Raw genomic sequence first — 21,180 nt, 5'->3', positions numbered from 1 at the left:
GACCTAGGCTTCATGACTGTGGAGCCCGACCTCTTTACCGCAGCCGCCGAAGACCGCCAGGAGAAGGACCCGTCCAGCAGCCCGCTGGCCGTCCGGATGCGCCCCCGCACCCTCGACGAGGTGGTGGGCCAGCAGCACCTGCTCAAGCCCGGCTCACCGCTGCGCCGACTCGTGGGAGACGGCGACGGCGGCCCCGCCGGCGCCTCCTCGGTGATCCTCTGGGGCCCGCCCGGCATCGGCAAGACCACCCTCGCGTACGTCGTCTCGAAGGCGACCGACAAGAGGTTCGTGGAGCTGTCCGCGATCACCGCCGGCGTCAAGGAGGTCCGGGCCGTCATCGACGGCGCCCGGCGCGCGGTCGGCGGCTACGGCAAGGAGACCGTCCTCTTCCTCGACGAGATCCACCGCTTCTCCAAGGCCCAGCAGGACTCGCTCCTGCCCGCCGTGGAGAACCGCTGGGTGACCCTGATCGCCGCGACCACCGAGAACCCCTACTTCTCGATCATCTCCCCGCTCCTCTCCCGCTCGCTGCTCCTCACCCTGGAGCCGCTCACCGACGACGACCTGCGCGGCCTCCTCGCCCGCGCGCTCACCGACGAGCGGGGCCTCGGCGGGTCCGTGACCCTGCCGGAGGACGCCGAGGGGCACCTCCTCCGGGTCGCCGGCGGCGACGCCCGGCGCGCCCTGACCGCCCTGGAGGCCGCGGCCGGCGCCGCCATCGCCAAGGGCGAGCCGGAGATCACGCTCCAGACGGTCGAGGAGACCGTCGACCGCGCGGCCGTGAAGTACGACAAGGACGGCGACCAGCACTACGACGTGGCCAGCGCGCTCATCAAGTCGATCCGCGGCTCGGACGTGGACGCGGCCCTGCACTACCTGGCGCGCATGATCGAGGCGGGGGAGGACCCGCGCTTCATCGCCAGGCGGCTCATGATCTCGGCGAGCGAGGACATCGGCCTCGCCGATCCGCACGCGCTGCCGATCGCCGTCGCCGCCGCCCAGGCAGTCGCCATGATCGGTTTCCCGGAGGCCGCGCTCACCCTGAGCCACGCCACGATCGCCCTCGCCCTGGCCCCGAAGTCGAACGCGGCGACGACCGCGATCTCCGCCGCCCTCGCGGACGTGCGGAACGGCCTCGCGGGCTCGGTCCCGCCCCACCTCCGCGACGGCCACTACAAGGGCGCGGCCAAGCTCGGCCACGCCCAGGGGTACGTCTACCCGCACGACGTCCCGGGCGGCATCGCGGCGCAGCAGTACGCGCCGGACGCGATCCACGGCCGCCAGTACTACGAGCCCACGCGCTACGGCGCGGAGGCGCGCTACGCGGACGTGGTGGAGCGGGTGCGGTCCCGCCTGAAGGGCGACGAGTAGCACCCGCCGCCCCGGTCCGCCGGCCCCCGGGCGAGAGCGCCGCGCGGACCCGGTACACTGATCAGGATCGCTGCGTCCCGTGCCCGGCTCCGGTCGGCACCACCAGAACGGGACAGTCAGCCGGAGACCCTGCCCTCGGGCGGGGTTTCCAGGAGCGTCGCGCACCTTCGAAGGTGTCGCTGGCAACCCACCACCACCCGGATTCCCGGACACGGCGGTGGGTCGTTCGCGTGCTGCACGTATGTGCCCAGACCTGGGAGCGGCTGCCCAACAGGTCCGTCTCGACGGACCCGACGGGTTTCCCGGCTGCGGATGCGACCTCCCCTAACCCTGGTGAAGCCGTTTCGTACACAGTAGAGAGGTTGGTTCATGCCGAACCAGTCCCGTCCCAAGGTCAAGAAGTCGCGTGCCCTCGGCATCGCGCTGACCCCGAAGGCTGTCAAGTACTTCGAGGCCCGCCCCTACCCGCCGGGCGAGCACGGCCGTGGCCGCAAGCAGAACTCGGACTACAAGGTCCGTCTGCTCGAGAAGCAGCGTCTGCGCGCCCAGTACGACATCAGCGAGCGCCAGATGGCGCGCGCCTACGACCGCGCCAAGAAGGCCGAAGGCAAGACGGGCGAGGCGCTGGTCGTCGAGCTCGAGCGTCGCCTCGACGCCCTGGTCCTGCGTTCGGGCATCGCCCGCACCATCTACCAGGCCCGCCAGATGGTCGTCCACGGCCACATCCAGGTCAACGGTGGCAAGGTCGACAAGCCGTCGTTCCGCGTCCGTCCCGACGACGTCGTGATGGTCCGCGAGCGCAGCCGCACCAAGCCGCTGTTCGAGGTCGCCCGTGAGGGTGGCTTCGCCGCCGACGGTGAGACCCCGCGCTACCTGCAGGTCAACCTGAAGGCCCTGGCCTTCCGTCTCGACCGCGACCCGAACCGCAAGGAAATCCCGGTCATCTGCGACGAGCAGCTGGTCGTCGAGTACTACGCCCGCTGATCCGGGCCCCCGGCGGAAGCCGGGGGACGTAGTACCACCCTCGCGGTGTTCAGCCCGCCGCTTCCCCGCCCTTACCGGTGGGGGAGCCGGCGGGCTTCCGCGTTCCCGGGACCGCCGCCGAACGGGCCGTACGGAAGGGGCGCGGGGCCTCCCGCCCGGCCGTTCGCACCGGGCCGCCGAGCGCCGGTTCCCGACGGTGTGCGAGTGCCCGCTCCACCGTCGCGTCCAGGGAGAGCCCCCGGCCCTCACGGAACGCCGCGGCGTACACCTCCGTGCCCAGCGCCTCGCCCGCCCGCTGCTCGCACAGCGTCCGCGGCCCGTTGAACGAGGCCGAGCCGAAGAGCCGGATCCCCACCGTGTCCCAGACCGGCACCGTCGCGCCCTGCAGCACCGCCGCCTCCACCGGATCGCCCTCGCTCACCGTCACCAGCGCGAGCAGTTCGACCGCGAGGGCGAGCCCGACCTGGTCACGGAAGGCGTGGTTGATCGTCACGCACTCGGCGAGCAGCTCCCGCGCCTCCCCGTAAGCGCCCCGGGTCCACGCCGAGAACGCGAGCACATAGAGGGCGTACGCCCGGGTCCAGCGCTCCCCGCGCTCCTCGCAGACCTCCCGCACCTCGCGGCAGATCGCGACCGCCCCCTCCAGGTCACCCACGAAGGCCCGCGCCATCGCCAGCTCGACCTGCCCCATCAGCACGTTGCTGTTCAGCTCGCCGAGCTCGCGGTACGCGTCCAGGGCCCGCCCGATCAGCTCCTCGGCGCGCGGCATGTCGTCCGAGAGCAGCGCGAGACAGCCCATCCGATGCGTCGCGTACGCCTCCGCCAGCGCGTTCCCGGAGGCCCGCGCCCGCTCCCCGCACTCGTGGAGCGCCGCCACCGCCGCCGTACCGTCCCCCTGCAGGATCGTCACGTACCCGAGCACCCACAGCGCCTTCAGCCTGGCCTCCTCGTGCCCGGACTCCAGCGCGAGTGCCCGCTCCAGCCAGTGCCGGCCCTCGGAGAGCCGCCCGCAACCCACCCAGGCGAACCAGAGCGTGCCCGCCAGGTGCTGGGCGAGATGCGCGTCCTCCGGGAGTTCGAGGCACAGGTCGAGGGCCGCCCGCAGGTTCGGCAGCGCCGCGTCCGTCCGGGCCGCCACCTCCGCCTGGCGCGGGCTGAACCACTCGAGCTCGCACCAGGTCGCCAGGCCCATGTACCAGTCGCGGTGCCTCCGGCGCAGCCGCTCGGTGTCGCCGAGCGCGGCCAGCCACTCCGCCCCGTACGCGGCGACCGTGTCCAGCATCCGGTAGCCGGGACCGGCGGGCGTGTCCTCCCGCGCCACCAGCGACTGTGCGAGCAGCCCCCCGAGCAGGTCCAGGATCCGCTCCGGCGGCAGCTCGGGGCCGCCGCACACGTACTCCACCGCCTCCAGGTCGAAGGGGCCGGTGAAGACCGAGACGCGCGCCCACAGCAGACGCTCCTCCGGGGTGCACAGCTCGTGGCTCCAGCCGATCGCCGTGCGCAGGGTCTGGTGCCGGGGCAGCGCCCCGCGCGGGCCGTCCGTGAGCAGCCGGAAGCGGTCGTCGAGACGGTGCAGCATCTGCTCGACGGAGAGGAGGGGCAGCCGGCCTGCGGCCAGTTCGAGGGCGAGCGGGATGCCGTCGAGCCGACGGCAGAGCTCCCGCACGGAATCGTCGACGAGGGGGCCGCGGGCGACGGGGGAGAGGGGTACGGAGGGAAGGGGCGCGGGGGAAGGGGGTACGGGGACGACCGGCGCGCCCGCCTCCGCCGCCCGCTCGGCGAGCAGCGCGACCGCGTCCGCCTCGCCCATCGGCGCCAGCCTGAACACGGCCTCGCCCGCCACCCGCAGCGGACGGCGGCCCACCGCGAGCACGGTGAGCCCGGGAGCGTGCGCGAGGAGCTCCCCCACCAGCGGCGCGCAGCTCTCCACCAGGTGCTCGAAACCGTCGAGCACCAGCAGGAACCGCCGCTCCGCGAGATGCTCGACCAGCACCTCGCGCGGGCCGCGCAGCGTGTGGTCGGTCAGCCCGAGCGCCTCGACCAGGGCGTGTTCCACCAGCTCCGGGTCGCGCAGCGGCGCGAGCCCGGCCAGCCGCACCTCGTCGCCGTAGCGTTTCTGCGCTCCTGACGCGACGCGCAGGGCGAGCCTCGTCTTGCCGACCCCGCCCACCCCGACGACCGTTACGAGGCGCGACTCCTCGAGAATTCGCGCCACTTCGGCCTGCTCGGCGGCCCGTCCGACGAACCGGTTCGGCTCCGCCGGGAGATTGCTCCGTCGCATGGGACACGGAGCGTACCCATCCGCGCGCGCTCCGTACAATCGGATTCCGTAACTCCCTTCCCACGAGCGGTAATGCGGTACGGCGGGACAGCCCGGGCGCGATAGGGTCGGGTGACTACTTTTGGCAAGGGCTCGCAAGGCCGACGACAGCAGAGAGCGGTGCAGAGTGACCGGTGGAGAGGTTGCCGGGATCCTGGTGGCCGTCTTCTGGGCGATCCTGGTCTCCTTCCTCGCCGTGGTGCTGGTGAGGCTGGCGCAGACGCTCAGGGCGACCACCAAGCTCGTGGCGGACGTGACCGAGCAGGCTGTTCCCCTGCTGGCCGACGCCTCCGCGACCGTGCGCTCCGCGCAGACCCAGCTCGACCGGGTCGACGCCATCGCCTCGGACGTCCAGGAAGTCACCTCCAACGCGTCCGCGCTGTCCTCCACCGTCGCCTCCACCTTCGGTGGCCCGCTCGTCAAGGTGGCCGCCTTCGGCTACGGCGTGCGCAAGGCGCTCGGCCGCGGCCGGGCCGGTGAGGACGTGCCGCGGGCCACGGCGCGACGTACGGTGATCGTCGGCCGTACGGTGCCGTCCGCACGGCGCCGTAAGCAGAAGGGCTGAGCCACCATGTTCCGCCGCACGTTCTGGTTCACGGCCGGCGCAGCCGCCGGCGTGTGGGCCACCGCCAAGGTCAACCGGAAGCTGAAGCAGCTGACCCCCGAGAGCCTCGCGGCCCAGGCCGCGAACAAGGCGGTCGAGACGGGTCACCGGCTCAAGGACTTCGCCCTCGACGTGAGGGCGGGCATGGTCCAGCGGGAGGCCGAACTGGGCGAGGCACTCGGCCTGGACGGCCCCCCGGCCGACAACGGCCGGGAGCGCGAGCTTCCGCCGCCGCGGCGCAGGGCCGCGCTCGACCCCACCGCGCGCCCCACCACGACGTATTCGACACCCACGATCTCGTACAACCGGAATGAGGACCACTGATGGAGTCGGCTGAAATCCGCCGCCGCTGGCTGAGCTTCTTCGAGGAGCGCGGGCACACCGTCGTCCCTTCGGCGTCGCTCATCGCGGACGACCCGACTCTGCTGCTCGTCCCCGCCGGCATGGTGCCCTTCAAGCCCTACTTCCTGGGTGAGGTGAAGCCGCCCTTCACGCGCGCGTCCAGCGTGCAGAAGTGCGTGCGTACGCCCGACATCGAAGAGGTCGGCAAGACCACCCGCCACGGCACGTTCTTCCAGATGTGCGGCAACTTCTCCTTCGGCGACTACTTCAAGGAAGGCGCCATCAAGCTCGCCTGGGAGCTGCTCACCAGCTCCGTCGAGCACGGTGGCTACGGCCTTGACCCGGAGAAGCTCTGGATCACGGTCTACCTGGAGGACGACGAGGCCGAGCGGATCTGGCGCGACGTCGTCGGCGTCCCGGCCGAGCGCATCCAGCGCCTCGGCAAGAAGGACAACTACTGGTCGATGGGCGTCCCCGGACCCTGCGGCCCGTGCTCCGAGATCAACTACGACCGCGGCCCCGAGTTCGGCGTCGAGGGCGGCCCGGCCGTCAACGACGAGCGGTACGTGGAGATCTGGAACCTCGTCTTCATGCAGTACGAGCGCGGTGAGGGCTCCGGCAAGGACGACTTCCCGATCCTCGGCGAGCTGCCGTCGAAGAACATCGACACGGGCCTCGGCCTGGAGCGCCTGGCGATGATCCTCCAGGGCGTCCAGAACATGTACGAGACGGACACCCTCCAGGTCGTCATCGACAAGGCCACCGAGCTCACCGGCGTCGCCTACGGCAAGGCCCACGACAGCGACGTCTCGCTGCGCGTGGTCGCCGACCACATGCGTACGTCCGTCATGCTCATCGGCGACGGCGTCACCCCCGGCAACGAGGGCCGCGGTTACGTGCTGCGCCGCATCATGCGCCGCGCCGTCCGCAACATGCGCCTGCTCGGCGCCACCGGCCCGGTCGTCCAGGAACTCGTCGACACCGTGATCAACACGATGGGCGAGCAGTACCCGGAGCTGGTCACCGACCGCAAGCGCATCGAGACGGTCGCCCTCGCCGAAGAGGCCGCCTTCCTCAAGGCCCTCAAGGGCGGCACGAACATCCTCGACACCGCCGTCACCGAGACCAAGGCCGCCGGCGGCACGATCCTCTCCGGCGACAAGGCGTTCCTGCTCCACGACACCTGGGGCTTCCCGATCGACCTCACCCTGGAGATGGCCTCCGAGCAGGGCCTCTCCGTGGACGAGGACGGCTTCCGCCGCCTCATGAAGGAGCAGCGGGAGCGCGCCAAGGCCGACGCCAAGGCCAAGAAGACCGGGCACGCCGACATGACGGCGTACCGCGAGATCGCCGACGGCAGCGGCGCCACCGAGTTCACCGGATACACCAACACCGAGGGCGAGAGCACGGTCGTCGGCCTCCTCGTCAACGGCGTCTCCTCGCCGGCGGCCTCCGAGGGCGACGAGGTCGAGGTCGTCCTCGACCGCACCCCGTTCTACGCCGAGGGCGGCGGCCAGATCGCCGACCAGGGCCGCATCCGGCTGCACAGCGGCGCCGTGATCGAGGTCCGCGACGTGCAGCAGCCGGTCCCCGGCGTCTCCGTGCACAAGGGATCCGTCCAGGTCGGCGAGGTGACCGTCGGCTCCACCGCCTACGCCACCATCGACGTCAGGCGCCGGACCGCCATCGCCCGCGCCCACTCGGCCACCCACCTCACCCACCAGGCGCTGCGCGACGCCCTCGGCCCGACGGCCGCCCAGGCCGGCTCCGAGAACCAGCCCGGCCGGTTCCGCTTCGACTTCGGTTCGCCGAACGCCGTCCCCGGCACGGTCCTCACGGATGTCGAGCAGAAGATCAACGAGATCCTCTCGCGCGAGCTGGAGGTCCACGCCGAGGTCATGGCGATCGACGAGGCCAAGCGCCAGGGTGCCATCGCCGAGTTCGGCGAGAAGTACGGCGAGCAGGTCCGCGTCGTCACCATCGGCGACTTCTCCAAGGAGCTGTGCGGCGGTACGCACGTCCGCAACACCGCCCAGCTCGGTCTGGTGAAGCTGCTCGGCGAGTCGTCCATCGGCTCCGGTGTGCGCCGTATCGAGGCCCTCGTCGGTGTCGACGCGTACAACTTCCTCGCCAAGGAGCACACGGTCGTCGCCCAGCTCCAGGAGCTGGTCAAGGGCCGCCCGGAGGAGCTGCCGGAGAAGATCTCCGCCATGCTCGGCAAGCTGAAGGACGCCGAGAAGGAGATCGAGAAGTTCCGCGCGGAGAAGGTGCTCCAGGCCGCCGCCGGTCTCGTCGACTCCGCCAAGGACGTCCGCGGCGTCGCCCTCGTGACCGGTCAGGTCCCGGACGGCACCACCGCCGACGACCTGCGCAAGCTGGTCCTCGACGTCCGTGGCCGCATCTCCGGTGGCCGCCCGGCGGTCGTCGCGCTGTTCACCACGGCCAACGGCAAGCCGCTCACGGTCATCGCCACCAACGAGGCCGCTCGTGAGCGCGGTCTCAAGGCCGGCGAGCTGGTCCGCACGGCCGCCAAGACCCTCGGTGGCGGTGGCGGCGGCAAGCCGGACGTCGCCCAGGGCGGCGGTACGAACCCGGAGGCCGTCGGCGAGGCCATCGCCGCCGTCGAGCGTCTCGTGACGGAGACGGTGTGACGATGCGTCGCGGCCGCCGTATCGCGGTCGATGTCGGGGACGCCCGGATCGGGGTCGCCTCGTGCGACCCCGACGGGGTCCTCGCCACGCCGGTGGAGACCGTGCCGGGACGTGACGTCCCGGCCGCCCACCGGCGGCTCCGCCAGATCGTCGAGGAGTACGAGCCCATCGAGGTCGTCGTGGGCCTGCCCCGTTCGCTCAGCGGGCGGGAGGGGCCGGCCGCGACCAAGGTGCGTGCCTTCGCCCGTGAGATGGCCAAGGGCATCGCGCCCGTGCCGGTCCGGCTGGTCGACGAGCGGATGACGACGGTCACCGCGACCCAGGGGCTGCGGGCCTCGGGAGTGAAGGCGAAGAAGGGGCGGTCCGTCATCGACCAGGCCGCCGCTGTGATCATCCTGCAAGCAGCTCTTGAGTCCGAACGGGTATCAGGTAATCCGCCCGGTGAGGGCGTCGAAGTGGTCATCTGATCGCGATACGGTAACGTTCCGCGCGTTGCGGCGGTGTTCGAATTGCTGCCGCACTACGTAGAGGCGGATCGTCCGGAAGCCTCGCGGCTGTTTGGGGATCGATGACTGAGTATGGCCGGAGCCCCGGCTCCGAACCGTGGCACCCCACGGACCCGTTGTTCGGGGACCAGGGGTGGGAAGGTCAGCAGCAGTACCAGCACCCGCAGCAGCCGCAGCAGGCGAGCCAGTACGGCCAGGGCGGCGGTCAGGGGTACGAGGGCGACCCGTATCAGCAGCAGCAGTACCAGCAGCCTCCGTACCAGGAGCAGCAGCAGTACCAGCAGCCGCAGCAGCCGCATGGCTATGTGGATCCGCAGTACCAGCAGCAGATGCCGCCGCAGCAGTACCAGCAGCACCCACAGCATCAGCAGCATCCACAGCAGCAGCAGCAGTACGGGACGGGGTACCCGGGCGGTTACGACACGCCCGGGAACCTCGGACAGCAGTACGACGGCAACTGGGAGTCGGGCCAGGCGGCCATGGCGTACAGCGCGCCCCCGGCCGATCCGTACGGCGGCCAGAACCCCGACCTCTACGGCACCCCTGAGGCGTACCCGCCGCCCCAGCCCCCCGGCCACCGGCGGAACCCGCCGGAGCCGGTGATCGACTGGGCGCCGGAGGAAGAGGCGCGTCCGGAGCCGGAGGAGGAGCAGCACCCCTTCTTCACGGGCGCCGACGACGCGGACGACGAGTACGACGACGAGCCGGCCCCGGGACGGAACTCCCGGGGCGGCGACCGCGAACGCCGGAGCAAGGCGAACAAGCGCAAGGGCAAGAACGGCGTGGCCTGCCTGGTCGTCGCGCTCGTCCTCGTGGGCGGCGTCGGTGGCATCGGCTACTTCGGCTACCAGTTCTGGCAGGGCGAGTTCGGCGCGGCCGAGGACTACGCGGGCAGCGGCTCCGGCGAGGTCCAGGTCGAGATCCCGAAGGACTCCGGCGGCTACCAGATCGGCAACATCCTCAAGAAGGCCGGCGTCGTGAAGAGCGTCGACGCCTTCGTCTCGGCGCAGGGACGGAACCCGAAGGGTCTCTCGATCCAGGCGGGCGTCTACACGCTGAAGAAGGAGATGTCGGCCGAGAGCGCCGTCTCCCTCATGCTCAACCCGGCGAGCCAGGCCAACTTCGTCATCCCCGAGGGCAAGCGCAACGCCTGGGTGTACGAACAGCTCGACAAGCGTCTCGACCTCAAGGCCGGCACGACCAAGGGCATCGCCCGCGCGAAGGCGGACTCCCTGGGGCTGCCCGACTGGGCCAAGAACCACGCGGACGTCAAGGACCCCCTGGAGGGCTTCCTCTTCCCGGCCAGCTACCCGGTCTCCAAGTCGGCCAAGCCCGAGGACGCGCTGCGCAAGATGGTGTCCCGCGCGAACGCGGAGTACACCAAGCTCGACATGGACGCGAAGGCGAGGGAACTGGGGCTGAGCGGGCCCTGGGAGCTGCTGACCGTGGCGAGCCTCGTGCAGGTCGAGGGCAAGTACAAGCACGACTTCGACAAGGTCGCGCGGGTCGTCTACAACCGGCTCAAGCCGAACAACGTCGAGACCGTGGGCCGTCTGGAGTTCGACTCCACGGTCAACTACTTCAGGGGCACCAGCACCCTCGACGTCGGCTCGGTCGAGGAGATGCGCAAGATCAAGGACCCGTACAACACGTACGCGTACGACGTGAAGGGCCTCATCCCCGGTCCCATCAGCAACCCCGGCGTCGAGGCGCTGAACTCGGCGATGAGCCCGGCCGACGGGCCGTGGTACTACTTCGTGTCGATCAACGAGAACAAGACCGTCTTCTCCGTGACCCTCAAGGAGCACAACCAGAACGTCGCGGAGTACGAGAAGGAACGGGAACAGGGCCAGTGAGCAAGCAGCACCGCGCGGCCGTCCTCGGTTCGCCGATCGCCCACTCGCTCTCCCCGGTCCTGCACCGGGCGGCCTACGCCGAGCTGGGCCTCGACGACTGGTCCTACGACCGCTTCGAGGTCGACGAGGCCGGGCTCGCCGGCTTCGTCGGCGAGCTGGACGGCAGCTGGGCGGGTCTCTCCCTGACCATGCCGCTCAAGCGGGCGGTCATCCCGCTGCTCGACGAGATCAGTGACACGGCGGCCTCCGTGGAAGCCGTCAACACGGTCGTCCTCCGCGAGGACGGCCGCCGGGTCGGGGACAACACCGACATTCCCGGCATGATCGCCGCCCTGCGTGAGCGGGGCGTCGAGAAGGTGGAGTCCGCGGCGATCCTCGGCGCCGGCGCCACCGCCTCCTCCGCGCTGGCCGCGCTCGCCCGGGTCTGCGCGGGCTCCGTCACCGCGTATGTCCGCAGCGAGGCGCGCGCGGAGGAGATGCGCGGCTGGGGCGAGCGGCTCGGCGTGGACGTCCGTACCGCCTCGTGGGACGACGCGGCGGAGGCCTTCGCCGCCCCGCTGGTCGTCGCGACCACCCCGGCCGGCACCACGAACGCCCTCGCCACCGCCGTCCCCGACGCGGTCGGCACGCTCTTCGACGTCCTGTACGACCCCTGGCCGACGGCGCTCGCCGCGGCCTGGTCCGACCGCGGGGGCAAGGTCGTCGGCGGCCTCGACCTCCTCGTCCACCAGGCCGTCCTCCAGGTCGAGCAGATGACGGGCCGTACGCCCGCCCCGCTCGCGGCGATGCGTGCGGCGGGGGAGCGGGCGCTGGCCGCCCGGTAGGCTCGCCTGCGCCGGACCGATCGGCGTAACGGGGGGAATACGGGGACATGGGCGAAGACCTGGTACTGGCGTCCAAGTGGGACTTCGGCTTCGACGTGGTGCGCTTTCTGTGGGTGGGGCTCTTCAGCTCGCTGCCCCTGTGGGCGCGGTGCACCGCACTCGCCCTCTTCGGCGCGACCCTGCTGTACGGCTTCGTCACCTGGCTGCGGAATCGTTCGTCCGCCGCCCCGGAGCCCGAGGAGACCGCCCCGGAGGGCGTGGAGAGCGTCCAGGAGGACGAGACCCGCGTCCGATAGCTGGACCGGGGACCAAGTGGTCGCCCCGGACGTGGGAGGATCGGTGACGGCGGGCCAGGGCCGCGCACCCGGCCGCGCCGTCGCAGTGCCCAGGCGCGAGCATGAGGAGCATCGTTGAGCAGGTTGCGTTGGCTGACCGCTGGGGAATCCCACGGACCCGCGCTGGTCGCGACGCTGGAGGGCCTTCCCGCCGGCGTCCCCGTCACCACCGAGCTGGTGGCGGACCACCTCGCGCGGCGTCGCCTCGGCTATGGGCGCGGCGCCCGGATGAAGTTCGAGCAGGACGAGATCACGTTCCTCGGCGGTGTCCGCCACGGGCTCTCCCTCGGTTCCCCGATCGCCGTCATGGTCGGCAACACCGAGTGGCCCAAGTGGGAGAAGGTCATGTCGGCCGACCCCGTCGACCCGGCCGAGCTCAAGGAGACGGGCCGCAACGCGCCCCTGACCCGGCCCCGGCCCGGCCACGCCGACCTCGCCGGCATGCAGAAGTACGGCTTCGACGAGGCCCGCCCGATCCTGGAGCGCGCCAGCGCCCGGGAGACCGCGGCCCGTGTCGCCCTCGGCGCCATCGCCCGCTCCTTCATCAAGGAGACCGCGGGCATCGAGATCGTGTCGCACGTCGTCGAACTGGCGGCCGCCAAGGCCCCGTACGGCGTCTACCCGACCCCCGGCGACGTCGAGCGGCTCGACGCCGACCCGGTCCGCTGCCTCGACGCCGACGCGTCGAAGGCGATGGTCGCCGAGATCGACCAGGCCCACAAGGACGGGGACACCCTCGGAGGTGTCGTCGAGGTGCTCGCGTACGGTGTGCCCGTCGGGCTCGGCTCCCATGTCCACTGGGACCGGCGCCTCGACGCCCGGCTCGCCGCGGCTCTCATGGGCATCCAGGCCATCAAGGGCGTCGAGGTCGGCGACGGCTTCGACCTCGCCCGCGTGCCCGGCTCCAAGGCCCACGACGAGATCGTCCGCACCGAGGACGGCATCAAGCGCACCTCCGGCCGCTCCGGCGGCACCGAGGGCGGTCTGACCACCGGCGAGCTGCTGCGCGTCCGCGCCGCGATGAAGCCGATCGCGACCGTCCCCCGCGCCCTCGCCACGATCGACGTCGTCACCGGCGAGGCCACCGCCGCCCACCACCAGCGCTCCGACGTCTGCGCCGTCCCCGCCGCCGGCATCGTCGCCGAGGCCATGGTCGCGCTCGTCCTCGCGGACGCCGTCGTCGAGAAGTTCGGCGGCGACTCGGTCCCGGAGACCCGCCGTAACGTCCAGTCGTACCTCGACAACCTGCACATCCGGTGACCGCCGGACCGCTGGTCGTCCTCGTCGGACCCATGGGTTCCGGCAAGTCCACGGTGGGCGCGCTCCTGGCCGAACGGCTCGGCGCGCCCTACCGGGACACCGACGCCGACATCGTCGCCGCCGAGGGCCGGGAGATCTCCGACATCTTCGTCGAGGACGGCGAGGAGCACTTCCGCGCCCTGGAGCGGGCCGCCGTCCGCGCGGCCGTCGCCGCGCACGAGGGCGTCCTCGCGCTCGGCGGCGGCGCGATCCTCGACGCCGACACCCGCGCCCTGCTGGCCGGGCTCCCCGTCGCGTACCTCTCCATGGACGTCGAGGAGGCGGTCCGCCGCGTCGGCCTCAACACCGCGCGGCCGCTGCTCGCCGTCAACCCGCGCCGCCAGTGGCGCGAGCTGATGGAAGCGCGCCGCCCTCTCTACACCGAAGTCGCACAGGTGGTCGTCACCACCGACGACCGCACCCCCGAAGAGGTCGCGGACGCGGTCCTCTCGGCACTGGATCTGAAGAAGGACGCATGACGACGGACCAGGAAGTGACCCGAATCCAGGTCGCGGGCAGCGCGGGCACGGAGCCTTACGAGGTGCTGGTCGGCCGGCAGCTGCTCGGCGAGCTCCCCGCCCTGATCGGCTCCCGGGCCAAGCGGGTCGCCGTCATCCACCCGGAGGCGCTCGCCGGCACCGGTGAGGCGCTCCGCGCCGACCTCGCCGACCAGGGCTACGAGGCCGTCGCCATCCAGGTGCCGAACGCGGAGGAGGCGAAGACCGTCGAGGTCGCCGCCTACTGCTGGAAGGCGCTGGGCCAGACCGGCTTCACCCGGACCGACGTCATCGTCGGCGTCGGCGGCGGCGCGACCACCGACCTGGCGGGCTTCGTGGCCGCGACCTGGCTGCGGGGCGTGCGCTGGATCGCCGTACCGACGACGGTCCTGGCGATGGTCGACGCGGCCGTCGGCGGCAAGACGGGCATCAACACCGCCGAGGGCAAGAACCTCGTCGGCGCCTTCCACCCGCCGGCCGGCGTCATCTGCGACCTCGCCGCGCTCGACTCGCTGCCGGTGAACGACTACGTCAGCGGGCTCGCCGAGATCATCAAGGCCGGTTTCATCGCCGACCCGGTGATCCTCGACCTCGTCGAGGAGGACCCCGAGGCCGCCCGTACGCCCGCCGGTCCGCACACCGCCGAGCTGATCGTGCGGTCGATCGAGGTCAAGGCGGAGGTCGTCTCCGGCGACCTCAAGGAGTCCGGCCGCCGCGAGTTCCTCAACTACGGCCACACGCTGGCCCACGCCATCGAGAAGAACGAGCGGTACAAGTGGCGCCACGGCGCCGCGGTCTCCGTCGGCATGGTCTTCGCCGCCGAGCTCGGCCGGCTCGCCGGGCGCCTCGACGACGCCACCGCCGACCGGCACCGCGCGGTCCTGGAGTCCGTCGGTCTGCCGCTCACCTACCGCGGCGACCAGTGGCCCAAGCTCCTGGAGACGATGAAGGTGGACAAGAAGTCCCGCGGCGACATGCTGCGCTTCATCGTGCTCGACGGACTCGGCAAGCCGGCCGTCCTCGAAGGGCCTGACCCGGCCGTGCTGTTCGCGGCGTACGGCGAGGTGGCGGTGTGACCGACCGCCGGCCCGTCCTGGTGCTGAACGGCCCGAACCTCGGGCGGCTGGGCTCCCGCGAGCCCGACATCTACGGCGCCACCTCGTACAAGGGGCTCGTCGAGTCCTGCCGGACCCTCGGCGCGGAGCTCGGCTTCGACGTCGAGGTCCGGGAGACCAACGACGAGGGCGAGATGATCCGCTGGCTCCACGAGGCGGCGGACGGAGCGGTCCCGGTCGTACTCAATCCGGGGGCGTTCACGCACTACTCGTACGGGATGCGGGACGCGGCCGCGCAGCGGACGGCCCCGCTGATCGAGGTGCACATCTCGAACCCGTACACCCGGGAGGAGTTCCGGCACACCTCGGTCGTCGCGGCCGTGGCGACCGGGACGGTGGCCGGCTTCGGGATCGGCTCCTACCGGCTGGCCCTGCGGGCGCTGGCCGAGGAACTGACGGGCTGACCGACCTGCCGACCGACCCTGCCGATCGGACGGTGAGCGGGACGGGGGCGGGCGGGGCACTATGGGCCCGCCCCCACCGTTCCCCCTGTGGGGGGCAGGGGCGGTAACGTTCCGGCGTCCCTGATTCATCAGTCAGTCGTACGAGACGGAGTGGCACCGGATGCAGCACGCAGTGGGGGGCCCGCTGCCACCGCCCGAGCAGTCGCCGGGCCAGTCGCCCGACACCGGACCCGTGGCGGGGGCTGCGCAGGGATCCGTCTCCGGGCCCGTGGCGGGCGCCGCGCCGGGATCCGTCTCCGGGCCCGGGAGCGGCGCGCAGGGCGGGCAGCACCCGCCCGTTCCGCCCGCGCCCCCTCAGGGCGCCCCGTACCCCGCGCCGTCCGCCGGTTCCCGGCTCGGCGTGCACCCCACTCTTCAGGCGGGCGCCCCCAGGCCCCCGCACCCCGCACCGCCGCCGCAGCAGCACGCGGCTCCGTCCGGGCCCGGCCCGGGCGGATCGGGCTGGGGCGCCGCCCCCGGAGCCGTACCGCGCCATCCGGCGGCCTCGCAGCAGCCGGCCGCCCCGCGGCACCCCGCCCCGGCACCGCTCCGTGCGGACCTCACCGGCCATGTCCCGCTGCCGCCCGTGAGCGCCCCGGTCGCGCCGCCCGTGGACCACGGCGGGGGGACCGGCGCCGCGACCCTCGCCGTCCTGCTCATCGGTCCCGCGGGGGCCGGCAAGACGACCGTCGCCCGCCACTGGGCCCAGCGCCGCAGGGTGCCCACCGCGCACATCAGCCTCGACGACGTACGCGAGTGGGTCTGCTCCGGCTTCGCCGACCCGCAGTCCGGGTGGAACGAGCACTCCGAGGCGCAGTACCGGCTCGCCCGCCGCACCTGCGGCTTCGCCGCCCGCAACTACCTCGCCAACGGCATCTCCTGCATCGTCGACGACGCGGTCTTCCCCGACCGCCCCGTCGTCGGCCTCGGCGGCTGGAAGCGCCACGTCGGCCCCGGCCTGCTGCCCGTCGTACTCCTGCCCGGCCTGGAGATCGTCCTGGAGCGCAACGCGGAGCGCAGCGGCAACCGACGCCTCTCGGACGAGGAGGTCGCCGCCATCCACGGCCGCATGGCCGGCTGGTACGGCTCCGGCCTCCCGATCATCGACAACTCCACGTACGACGTCGAGACCACCGCGCGCGTCCTCGACGACGTCCTCGCCCGCGCGATAGCGAGCCCGCCCGCCTGGTGACCGGCCGGGGACCGCGCCTCGCACGGTCGGCCGCGCAGAACAGGCCACCGTGCCGAGCTCCTCGTAGGCTCGGAGCATGTCAGAGGTGTATGCGGACCGCCGTGTACGGCTGCGCGATCGGTGCGCGGCCGCGGGCAGCCCGGCGGCCTTGGTCTCCCGCCCCGCCAACGTCCGCTATCTCGCGGGCGGTTCGCCCGCCGGAGCCGTTCTGCTCGTCGGCCCCGAACCGGAAGCGGACGTCCTGCTCTGCCCCGTCGCGCCCGGTGGCGAGCCGGTCGACGGACGGCTCGACGAGCTGCTCCGGCAGCAGGTCCTGCCGGCCGGCGGGGGCGATCCGGCGGTCGCGGCCGTCGATCTCGCGCGCCGGGCGGGCGCCGACGCGCTCGCCGTCGAGGAACACGACCTGACCGTGGCCCGGCACCGCGCGATGGGTTCCGTGGCGACCGGCCTCCGTCTCGCCGACCTCGCCTGCGCCGTGGAGCAGCTGAGGATCGTCAAGGACGAGGACGAGATCGCCTGTCTGCGGATCGCCGCCGAGATCGCCGACCAGGCCCTCGGCGAGCTCCTGGAGTCGATCCTGGTGGGGCGGACCGAGCGCCACCTCGCCCTGGAGCTGGAGCGGCGGCTCGTCGACCACGGCGCCGACGGGGCCGCCTTCGCGACCTCGGTGGCGACCGGCCCGCACTCCGGGCGCCGGCGGCACCGGCCCACCGACCGCCGGGTCGAGGAGGGCGATTTCCTCTCCGTCTGCCTGGGCGCCGACTACCGCGGCTACCGGTGCGAGATCGGTCGCACCTTCGTCATCGGCACGACGCCCGCCGAGTGGCAGATCGAGCTGTACGAGCTCGTCTTCGCCGCTCAGCGGGCCGGACGCGAGTCCCTCGCGCCGGGCGCGGAGTACCGCGACGTGGACCGCGCGGCCAGGCAGATCCTGGACGCCGGAGGCCACGCGGAGGCCGCCGTGCCGCTCACCGGGCACGGGGTGGGGCTCGAAATCGACGAGGACCCGCAGCTCTCACCCTCGGCCATGGGTAAACTGGACGCTTGTGTGCCGGTCACCGTCGAACCGGGGGTCCACCTCCCGGGCCGGGGCGGAGTCCGGATCGATGACACGCTCGTCGTGCGCCAGGAGGCGGACGGCGGACCCGAGCTACTCACCATCACGACCAAGGAGCTCCTCGCGCTGTAAGGCGCGTACGCCTCCACGGTCCCACGTCAGTCCAGGAGATTCCGCAACCGTGGCTTCCACGAACGACCTCAAGAACGGCATGGTGCTCAAGCTCGAAGGCGGCCAGCTCTGGTCCGTCGTCGAGTTCCAGCACGTCAAGCCCGGCAAGGGCCCGGCCTTCGTGCGCACCAAGCTCAAGAACGTGCTGTCCGGCAAGGTCGTCGACAAGACCTTCAACGCCGGTGTGAAGGTCGAGACGGCCACCATCGACCGCCGCGACATGCAGTTCTCCTACATGGACGGCGACTACTTCGTCTTCATGGACGAGGAGACGTACGACCAGCTGCACGTCGACCGCAAGTCGGTCGGCGACGCCGCCAACTTCCTGATCGAGGGCTTCACCGCCTCGGTCGCGCAGCACGAGGGCTCGGTGCTCTACGTCGAGCTCCCCGCCGCCGTCGTCCTGACGATCAAGCACACCGACCCGGGCGTCCAGGGCGACCGCTCCACCGGCGGCACCAAGCCCGCCGAGCTGGAGACCGGCCACGAGATCCAGGTCCCGCTCTTCATCACCACCGGTGAGAAGGTCAAGGTCGACACCCGCACCAGCGACTACCTCGGCCGGGTGAACAGCTAACCGTGGCCGCTCGGAGCAAGGCCCGCAAGCGCGCCTTCCAGATCCTCTTCGAGGCCGACCAGCGCGACGCCTCCGTGCAGGAGGTCCTCGCGGACCAGGTCCGGCTCGCACGGTCGGACGACCGTCAGCCGCCGGTCAGCGACTTCACCATGCAGCTGGTCGAGGGGTACGCGTCGCACGTCCACCGCATCGACGAGCTCATCGCCACCTACGCGGTGGACTGGGACCTCGACCGGATGCCGGTCGCCGACCGGAACATCGTGCGCCTCGGCGCGTACGAGCTGATCTGGGAGGACGGTACGCCGGACGCGGTCGCGATCGACGAGGCGGTCCAGCTCGCCAAGGAGTTCTCCACCGACGAGTCCCCGAACTTCGTCAACGGCCTGCTGGCGCGCTTCAAGGACTTGAAGCCGCGTCTGCGCCGCGACGCGGACGTCTGAGTCCGCAGCCGTCACCGGCACGCCGAAGGGGCCCGCAGCATGAGCGCTGCGGGCCCCTTCGGCGTGTCAGGACCCCTCCAGGGCGTCGGACGGCTCCGGGGGCCCTGAGTGGCCCGTACAGGCGGGAGAAAGCACCGGGCCCGTGGACGTCCGATGACGTCCACGGGCCCGGCGGTACGTTTCTGCTGTTGCCTCGGAAGGACAGCGGAAGGTCAGTTCTCCTCGTGGGCGACCGCGCGGCGCGCGTCCGCGTCGAGGACGCCCCAGCTGATCAGCTGCTCGGTGAGGACCGAGGGGGACTGGTCATAGATGACGGCGAGGGTGCGCAGGTCGTCCTGGCGGATCGACAGCACCTTGCCGTTGTAGTCGCCGCGCTGCGACTGGATCGTCGCCGCGTAGCGCTGGAGCGGGCCGGCCTTCTCCTGGGGGACGTGCGCGAGGCGCTCCAGGTCCAGGACCAGCTTCGGCGGCGGCTCGGCGGCCCCACCCGGAGTCGTTCCCGGCAGGAGCTCCTGCACCGGCACCCCGTAGAAGTCGGCCAGCTCGGCGAGACGCTGCACGGTCACCGCGCGGTCACCACGCTCGTAGGAGCCGACCACCACGGCCTTCCAGCGGCCCTGGGACTTCTCCTCCACCCCGTGGAGTGAAAGACCCTGCTGGGTGCGGATGGCACGGAGTTTGGCCCCGAGCTGCTTTGCGTATTCGCTGGACATAACGCTCCCGGACGCTGTGACGACATGCGGCTGCGCCGCGCGGCTGGTAACTCACTGTGAGGTTACGCAGCGTTACGCTCGCCCGTCAAGCCGAAAGGTCCGTACCGCCTCCTCCCGGGGGACGTCACCCCGGGAGGAGGCGGGGGCGTCGAAAGCGCGACCACCCGCCCCTGGTAGTGTGGAACGCGCAAATCCGACGTCCTTTAAGAGCCGTCCCGTGAGGCGGAGAAGGAGGTCCGTTTCCTATGGACGCTCAGCAGTACAGCGATGACGCCCGGCCCGTACTCGAGGCCCCGGACATCGCGCGGGTCCTGACCCGCATCGCCCACGAGATCGTCGAACGCGCCAAGGGCGCCGACGACGTGGTGCTCCTCGGCATCCCCACCCGCGGTGTCTTCCTCGCCCGCCGGCTCGCCGAGAAGCTCGAATCGATCACCGGCGCCAAGATCCCGGTCGGTTCCCTCGACATCACCATGTACCGGGACGACCTGCGGCTGAAGCCGGCCCGCGCCCTCGGCCGCACCGACATCCCCGGTGACGGCATCGACGGCCGCCTCGTCGTCCTCGTCGACGACGTGCTCTTCTCCGGCCGCACCATCCGCGCCGCCCTCGACGCCCTCGGCGACATCGGCCGCCCGCGCGCCGTCCAGCTCGCGGTCCTCGTCGACCGCGGCCACCGCGAACTTCCGATCCGCGCCGACTACGTCGGCAAGAACCTCCCCACGTCGCTGCGGGAGACGGTCAAGGTCCAGCTCGCCGAGGAGGACGGTCGCGACACCGTCCTGCTCGGCACCCAGACCTCCTCCTAGCCGGACCGGCTTCCCCGCGGGGCAGGGGCACACCCCTGCGCCCCCGCATGCCCGCACACCTCCCCACCACGGAGAGAATCCCCGATGATGCGTCACCTCATCTCGGCCGCCGACCTCACCCGCGACGACGCCGTCCTGATCCTCGACACCGCCGAGGAGATGGCCCGGGTCGCCGACCGGCCCATCAAGAAGCTGCCGGCCCTGCGCGGCCGCACCATCTGCAACCTGTTCTTCGAGGACTCCACCCGGACCCGGATCTCCTTCGAGGCCGCCGAGAAGCGCCTCTCCGCCGATGTGATCAACTTCGCGGCCAAGGGCTCCAGCGTCTCCAAGGGCGAGTCCCTCAAGGACACCGCGCAGACCCTGGAGGCCATGGGAGTCGACGCGGTCGTCATCCGGCACGGTGCCTCCGGCGCCCCGTACCGCCTCGCCACCTCCGGCTGGATCGACGCCCCCGTCATCAACGCCGGTGACGGCACCCACCAGCACCCCACCCAGGCCCTCCTGGACGCCTTCACCATGCGCCGCCGCCTGGTCGGCCGTGACGCGGGCCTCGGCAAGGACCTGAACGGCCGGCGCATCACGATCGTCGGCGACGTCCTGCACAGCCGCGTCGCCCGCTCCAACGTCGACCTGCTGCACACCCTCGGCGCCGAGGTCACCCTGGTGGCCCCGCCGACCCTCGTCCCCGTCGGCGTCGAGACCTGGCCCTGCGAGATCTCGTACGACCTCGACAGGGTGCTGCCGAAGTCCGACGCGGTGATGATGCTGCGTGTGCAGCGCGAGCGGATGAACGCCGCCTTCTTCCCCACCGAGCGCGAGTACTCGCGCCGGTACGGGCTCGACGGCGACCGGATGGCGAAGATGCCCGAGCACGCCATCGTCATGCACCCCGGGCCCATGGTCCGCGGCATGGAGATCACCGCCGAGGTCGCCGACTCCGACCGCTGCACGGTGATCGAGCAGGTCGCCAACGGCGTCTCGATCCGGATGGCCGTCCTCTACCTGCTGCTCGGCGGCAACGACTCCGCCGCCACCGCCCCCAGCACCACCCGCACCGAGGAGAACAAGTAA

21 protein-coding genes are annotated in these 21,180 nt (G+C 71.8%); 19 read left to right on the top strand and 2 right to left on the bottom strand.

Annotation, left to right across the window (positions count from 1 at the left end):
* The first annotated feature begins 18 nt into the window (after nucleotides 1-18).
* The gene (locus ACWFR1_RS31925; RefSeq protein ID WP_453557394.1) at nucleotides 19-1,371 is read left to right on the top strand and encodes a replication-associated recombination protein A; all 1,353 of its coding nucleotides are present in this window, start codon (nucleotides 19-21) and stop codon (nucleotides 1,369-1,371) included.
* 369 nt (nucleotides 1,372-1,740) lie between these two features.
* Nucleotides 1,741-2,355, top strand: a complete 615-nt coding sequence (rpsD, locus tag ACWFR1_RS31920) for a 30S ribosomal protein S4 (RefSeq protein WP_024758279.1) — start codon at nucleotides 1,741-1,743, stop codon at nucleotides 2,353-2,355.
* Between the two features lie 49 nt (nucleotides 2,356-2,404).
* Here rpsD and ACWFR1_RS31915 read toward each other — a convergent pair whose 3' ends face one another.
* Nucleotides 2,405-4,636 carry an ATP-binding protein gene (locus ACWFR1_RS31915; RefSeq protein ID WP_453557364.1) on the bottom strand — a complete coding sequence of 744 codons (2,232 nt, stop codon included), beginning with the start codon at nucleotides 4,634-4,636 and terminating at the stop codon, nucleotides 2,405-2,407.
* A 166-nt stretch (nucleotides 4,637-4,802) separates the two neighbouring features.
* Here ACWFR1_RS31915 and ACWFR1_RS31910 point away from each other — a divergent pair, with 166 nt between their 5' ends.
* The 15 genes from ACWFR1_RS31910 (at nucleotide 4,803) to nusB (ending at nucleotide 18,584) form a co-directional block, all read left to right on the top strand.
* The gene (locus tag ACWFR1_RS31910; protein WP_453557362.1) at nucleotides 4,803-5,240 is read left to right on the top strand and encodes a DUF948 domain-containing protein; all 438 of its coding nucleotides are present in this window, start codon (nucleotides 4,803-4,805) and stop codon (nucleotides 5,238-5,240) included.
* A gap of 6 nt (nucleotides 5,241-5,246) precedes the next feature.
* Nucleotides 5,247-5,603: a DUF6167 family protein gene (locus ACWFR1_RS31905; RefSeq protein WP_453557360.1), complete on the top strand. Its 357-nt coding sequence runs from the start codon at nucleotides 5,247-5,249 to the stop codon at nucleotides 5,601-5,603.
* Nucleotides 5,603-8,272 carry an alanine--tRNA ligase gene (gene alaS, locus ACWFR1_RS31900; RefSeq protein ID WP_453557359.1) on the top strand — a complete coding sequence of 890 codons (2,670 nt, stop codon included), beginning with the start codon at nucleotides 5,603-5,605 and terminating at the stop codon, nucleotides 8,270-8,272. Before ACWFR1_RS31905 ends, alaS begins: the two co-directional genes overlap by 1 nt.
* A 2-nt stretch (nucleotides 8,273-8,274) precedes the next feature.
* The gene (gene ruvX / locus ACWFR1_RS31895; RefSeq protein WP_099054263.1) at nucleotides 8,275-8,739 is read left to right on the top strand and encodes a Holliday junction resolvase RuvX; all 465 of its coding nucleotides are present in this window, start codon (nucleotides 8,275-8,277) and stop codon (nucleotides 8,737-8,739) included.
* A gap of 101 nt (nucleotides 8,740-8,840) precedes the next feature.
* The gene (gene mltG, locus ACWFR1_RS31890) at nucleotides 8,841-10,634 is read left to right on the top strand and encodes an endolytic transglycosylase MltG (protein ID WP_453557358.1); all 1,794 of its coding nucleotides are present in this window, start codon (nucleotides 8,841-8,843) and stop codon (nucleotides 10,632-10,634) included.
* Complete coding sequence (locus ACWFR1_RS31885) at nucleotides 10,631-11,458, top strand: shikimate dehydrogenase (protein ID WP_453557356.1); 828 nt, start codon at nucleotides 10,631-10,633, stop codon at nucleotides 11,456-11,458. Before mltG ends, ACWFR1_RS31885 begins: the two co-directional genes overlap by 4 nt.
* Before the next feature lie 47 nt (nucleotides 11,459-11,505).
* On the top strand, nucleotides 11,506-11,754 hold the full coding sequence (locus ACWFR1_RS31880; RefSeq protein ID WP_453557355.1) for a hypothetical protein: 249 nt from the start codon (nucleotides 11,506-11,508) through the stop codon (nucleotides 11,752-11,754).
* A 114-nt stretch (nucleotides 11,755-11,868) separates the two neighbouring features.
* Complete coding sequence (gene aroC / locus ACWFR1_RS31875; protein ID WP_453557353.1) at nucleotides 11,869-13,053, top strand: chorismate synthase; 1,185 nt, start codon at nucleotides 11,869-11,871, stop codon at nucleotides 13,051-13,053.
* Nucleotides 13,050-13,571, top strand: coding sequence for a shikimate kinase (locus ACWFR1_RS31870; RefSeq protein WP_453557351.1), 522 nt, complete (start codon nucleotides 13,050-13,052; stop codon nucleotides 13,569-13,571). Before aroC ends, ACWFR1_RS31870 begins: the two co-directional genes overlap by 4 nt.
* Nucleotides 13,568-14,665 (top strand): 3-dehydroquinate synthase, encoded by a 1,098-nt coding sequence (aroB, locus tag ACWFR1_RS31865; RefSeq protein WP_453557349.1) that lies wholly within the window; start codon nucleotides 13,568-13,570, stop codon nucleotides 14,663-14,665. Before ACWFR1_RS31870 ends, aroB begins: the two co-directional genes overlap by 4 nt.
* On the top strand, nucleotides 14,662-15,108 hold the full coding sequence (gene aroQ, locus ACWFR1_RS31860) for a type II 3-dehydroquinate dehydratase (RefSeq protein WP_453557348.1): 447 nt from the start codon (nucleotides 14,662-14,664) through the stop codon (nucleotides 15,106-15,108). The genes aroB and aroQ overlap by 4 nt, the downstream gene beginning before the upstream one ends.
* Before the next feature lie 160 nt (nucleotides 15,109-15,268).
* A complete protein-coding gene (locus ACWFR1_RS31855) occupies nucleotides 15,269-16,339 on the top strand; it encodes an AAA family ATPase (RefSeq protein ID WP_453557346.1) in 1,071 nt (356 codons plus the stop codon).
* A 76-nt stretch (nucleotides 16,340-16,415) separates the two neighbouring features.
* Nucleotides 16,416-17,528, top strand: coding sequence for an aminopeptidase P family protein (locus ACWFR1_RS31850; protein ID WP_453557344.1), 1,113 nt, complete (start codon nucleotides 16,416-16,418; stop codon nucleotides 17,526-17,528).
* A 49-nt stretch (nucleotides 17,529-17,577) separates the two neighbouring features.
* Complete coding sequence (gene efp / locus ACWFR1_RS31845) at nucleotides 17,578-18,144, top strand: elongation factor P (RefSeq protein WP_024758650.1); 567 nt, start codon at nucleotides 17,578-17,580, stop codon at nucleotides 18,142-18,144.
* A gap of 2 nt (nucleotides 18,145-18,146) precedes the next feature.
* Nucleotides 18,147-18,584, top strand: a complete 438-nt coding sequence (nusB, locus tag ACWFR1_RS31840) for a transcription antitermination factor NusB (RefSeq protein ID WP_453557342.1) — start codon at nucleotides 18,147-18,149, stop codon at nucleotides 18,582-18,584.
* 212 nt (nucleotides 18,585-18,796) lie between these two features.
* Here the strand turns inward: nusB and bldD are convergent, their stop codons facing one another.
* Nucleotides 18,797-19,297 (bottom strand): transcriptional regulator BldD, encoded by a 501-nt coding sequence (gene bldD / locus ACWFR1_RS31835; RefSeq protein ID WP_015032294.1) that lies wholly within the window; start codon nucleotides 19,295-19,297, stop codon nucleotides 18,797-18,799.
* A gap of 245 nt (nucleotides 19,298-19,542) precedes the next feature.
* Between bldD and pyrR the strand changes: the two genes are divergently transcribed.
* A complete protein-coding gene (gene pyrR, locus ACWFR1_RS31830; protein WP_453557340.1) occupies nucleotides 19,543-20,106 on the top strand; it encodes a bifunctional pyr operon transcriptional regulator/uracil phosphoribosyltransferase PyrR in 564 nt (187 codons plus the stop codon).
* 84 nt (nucleotides 20,107-20,190) lie between these two features.
* Nucleotides 20,191-21,180 (top strand): aspartate carbamoyltransferase catalytic subunit, encoded by a 990-nt coding sequence (locus tag ACWFR1_RS31825; protein WP_453557338.1) that lies wholly within the window; start codon nucleotides 20,191-20,193, stop codon nucleotides 21,178-21,180.

This window comes from Streptomyces sp. NPDC055103, assembly GCF_053607625.1.
Note: the sequence above shows the minus strand (reverse complement) of the source record. Positions and strands in the feature narration are given on the sequence as shown.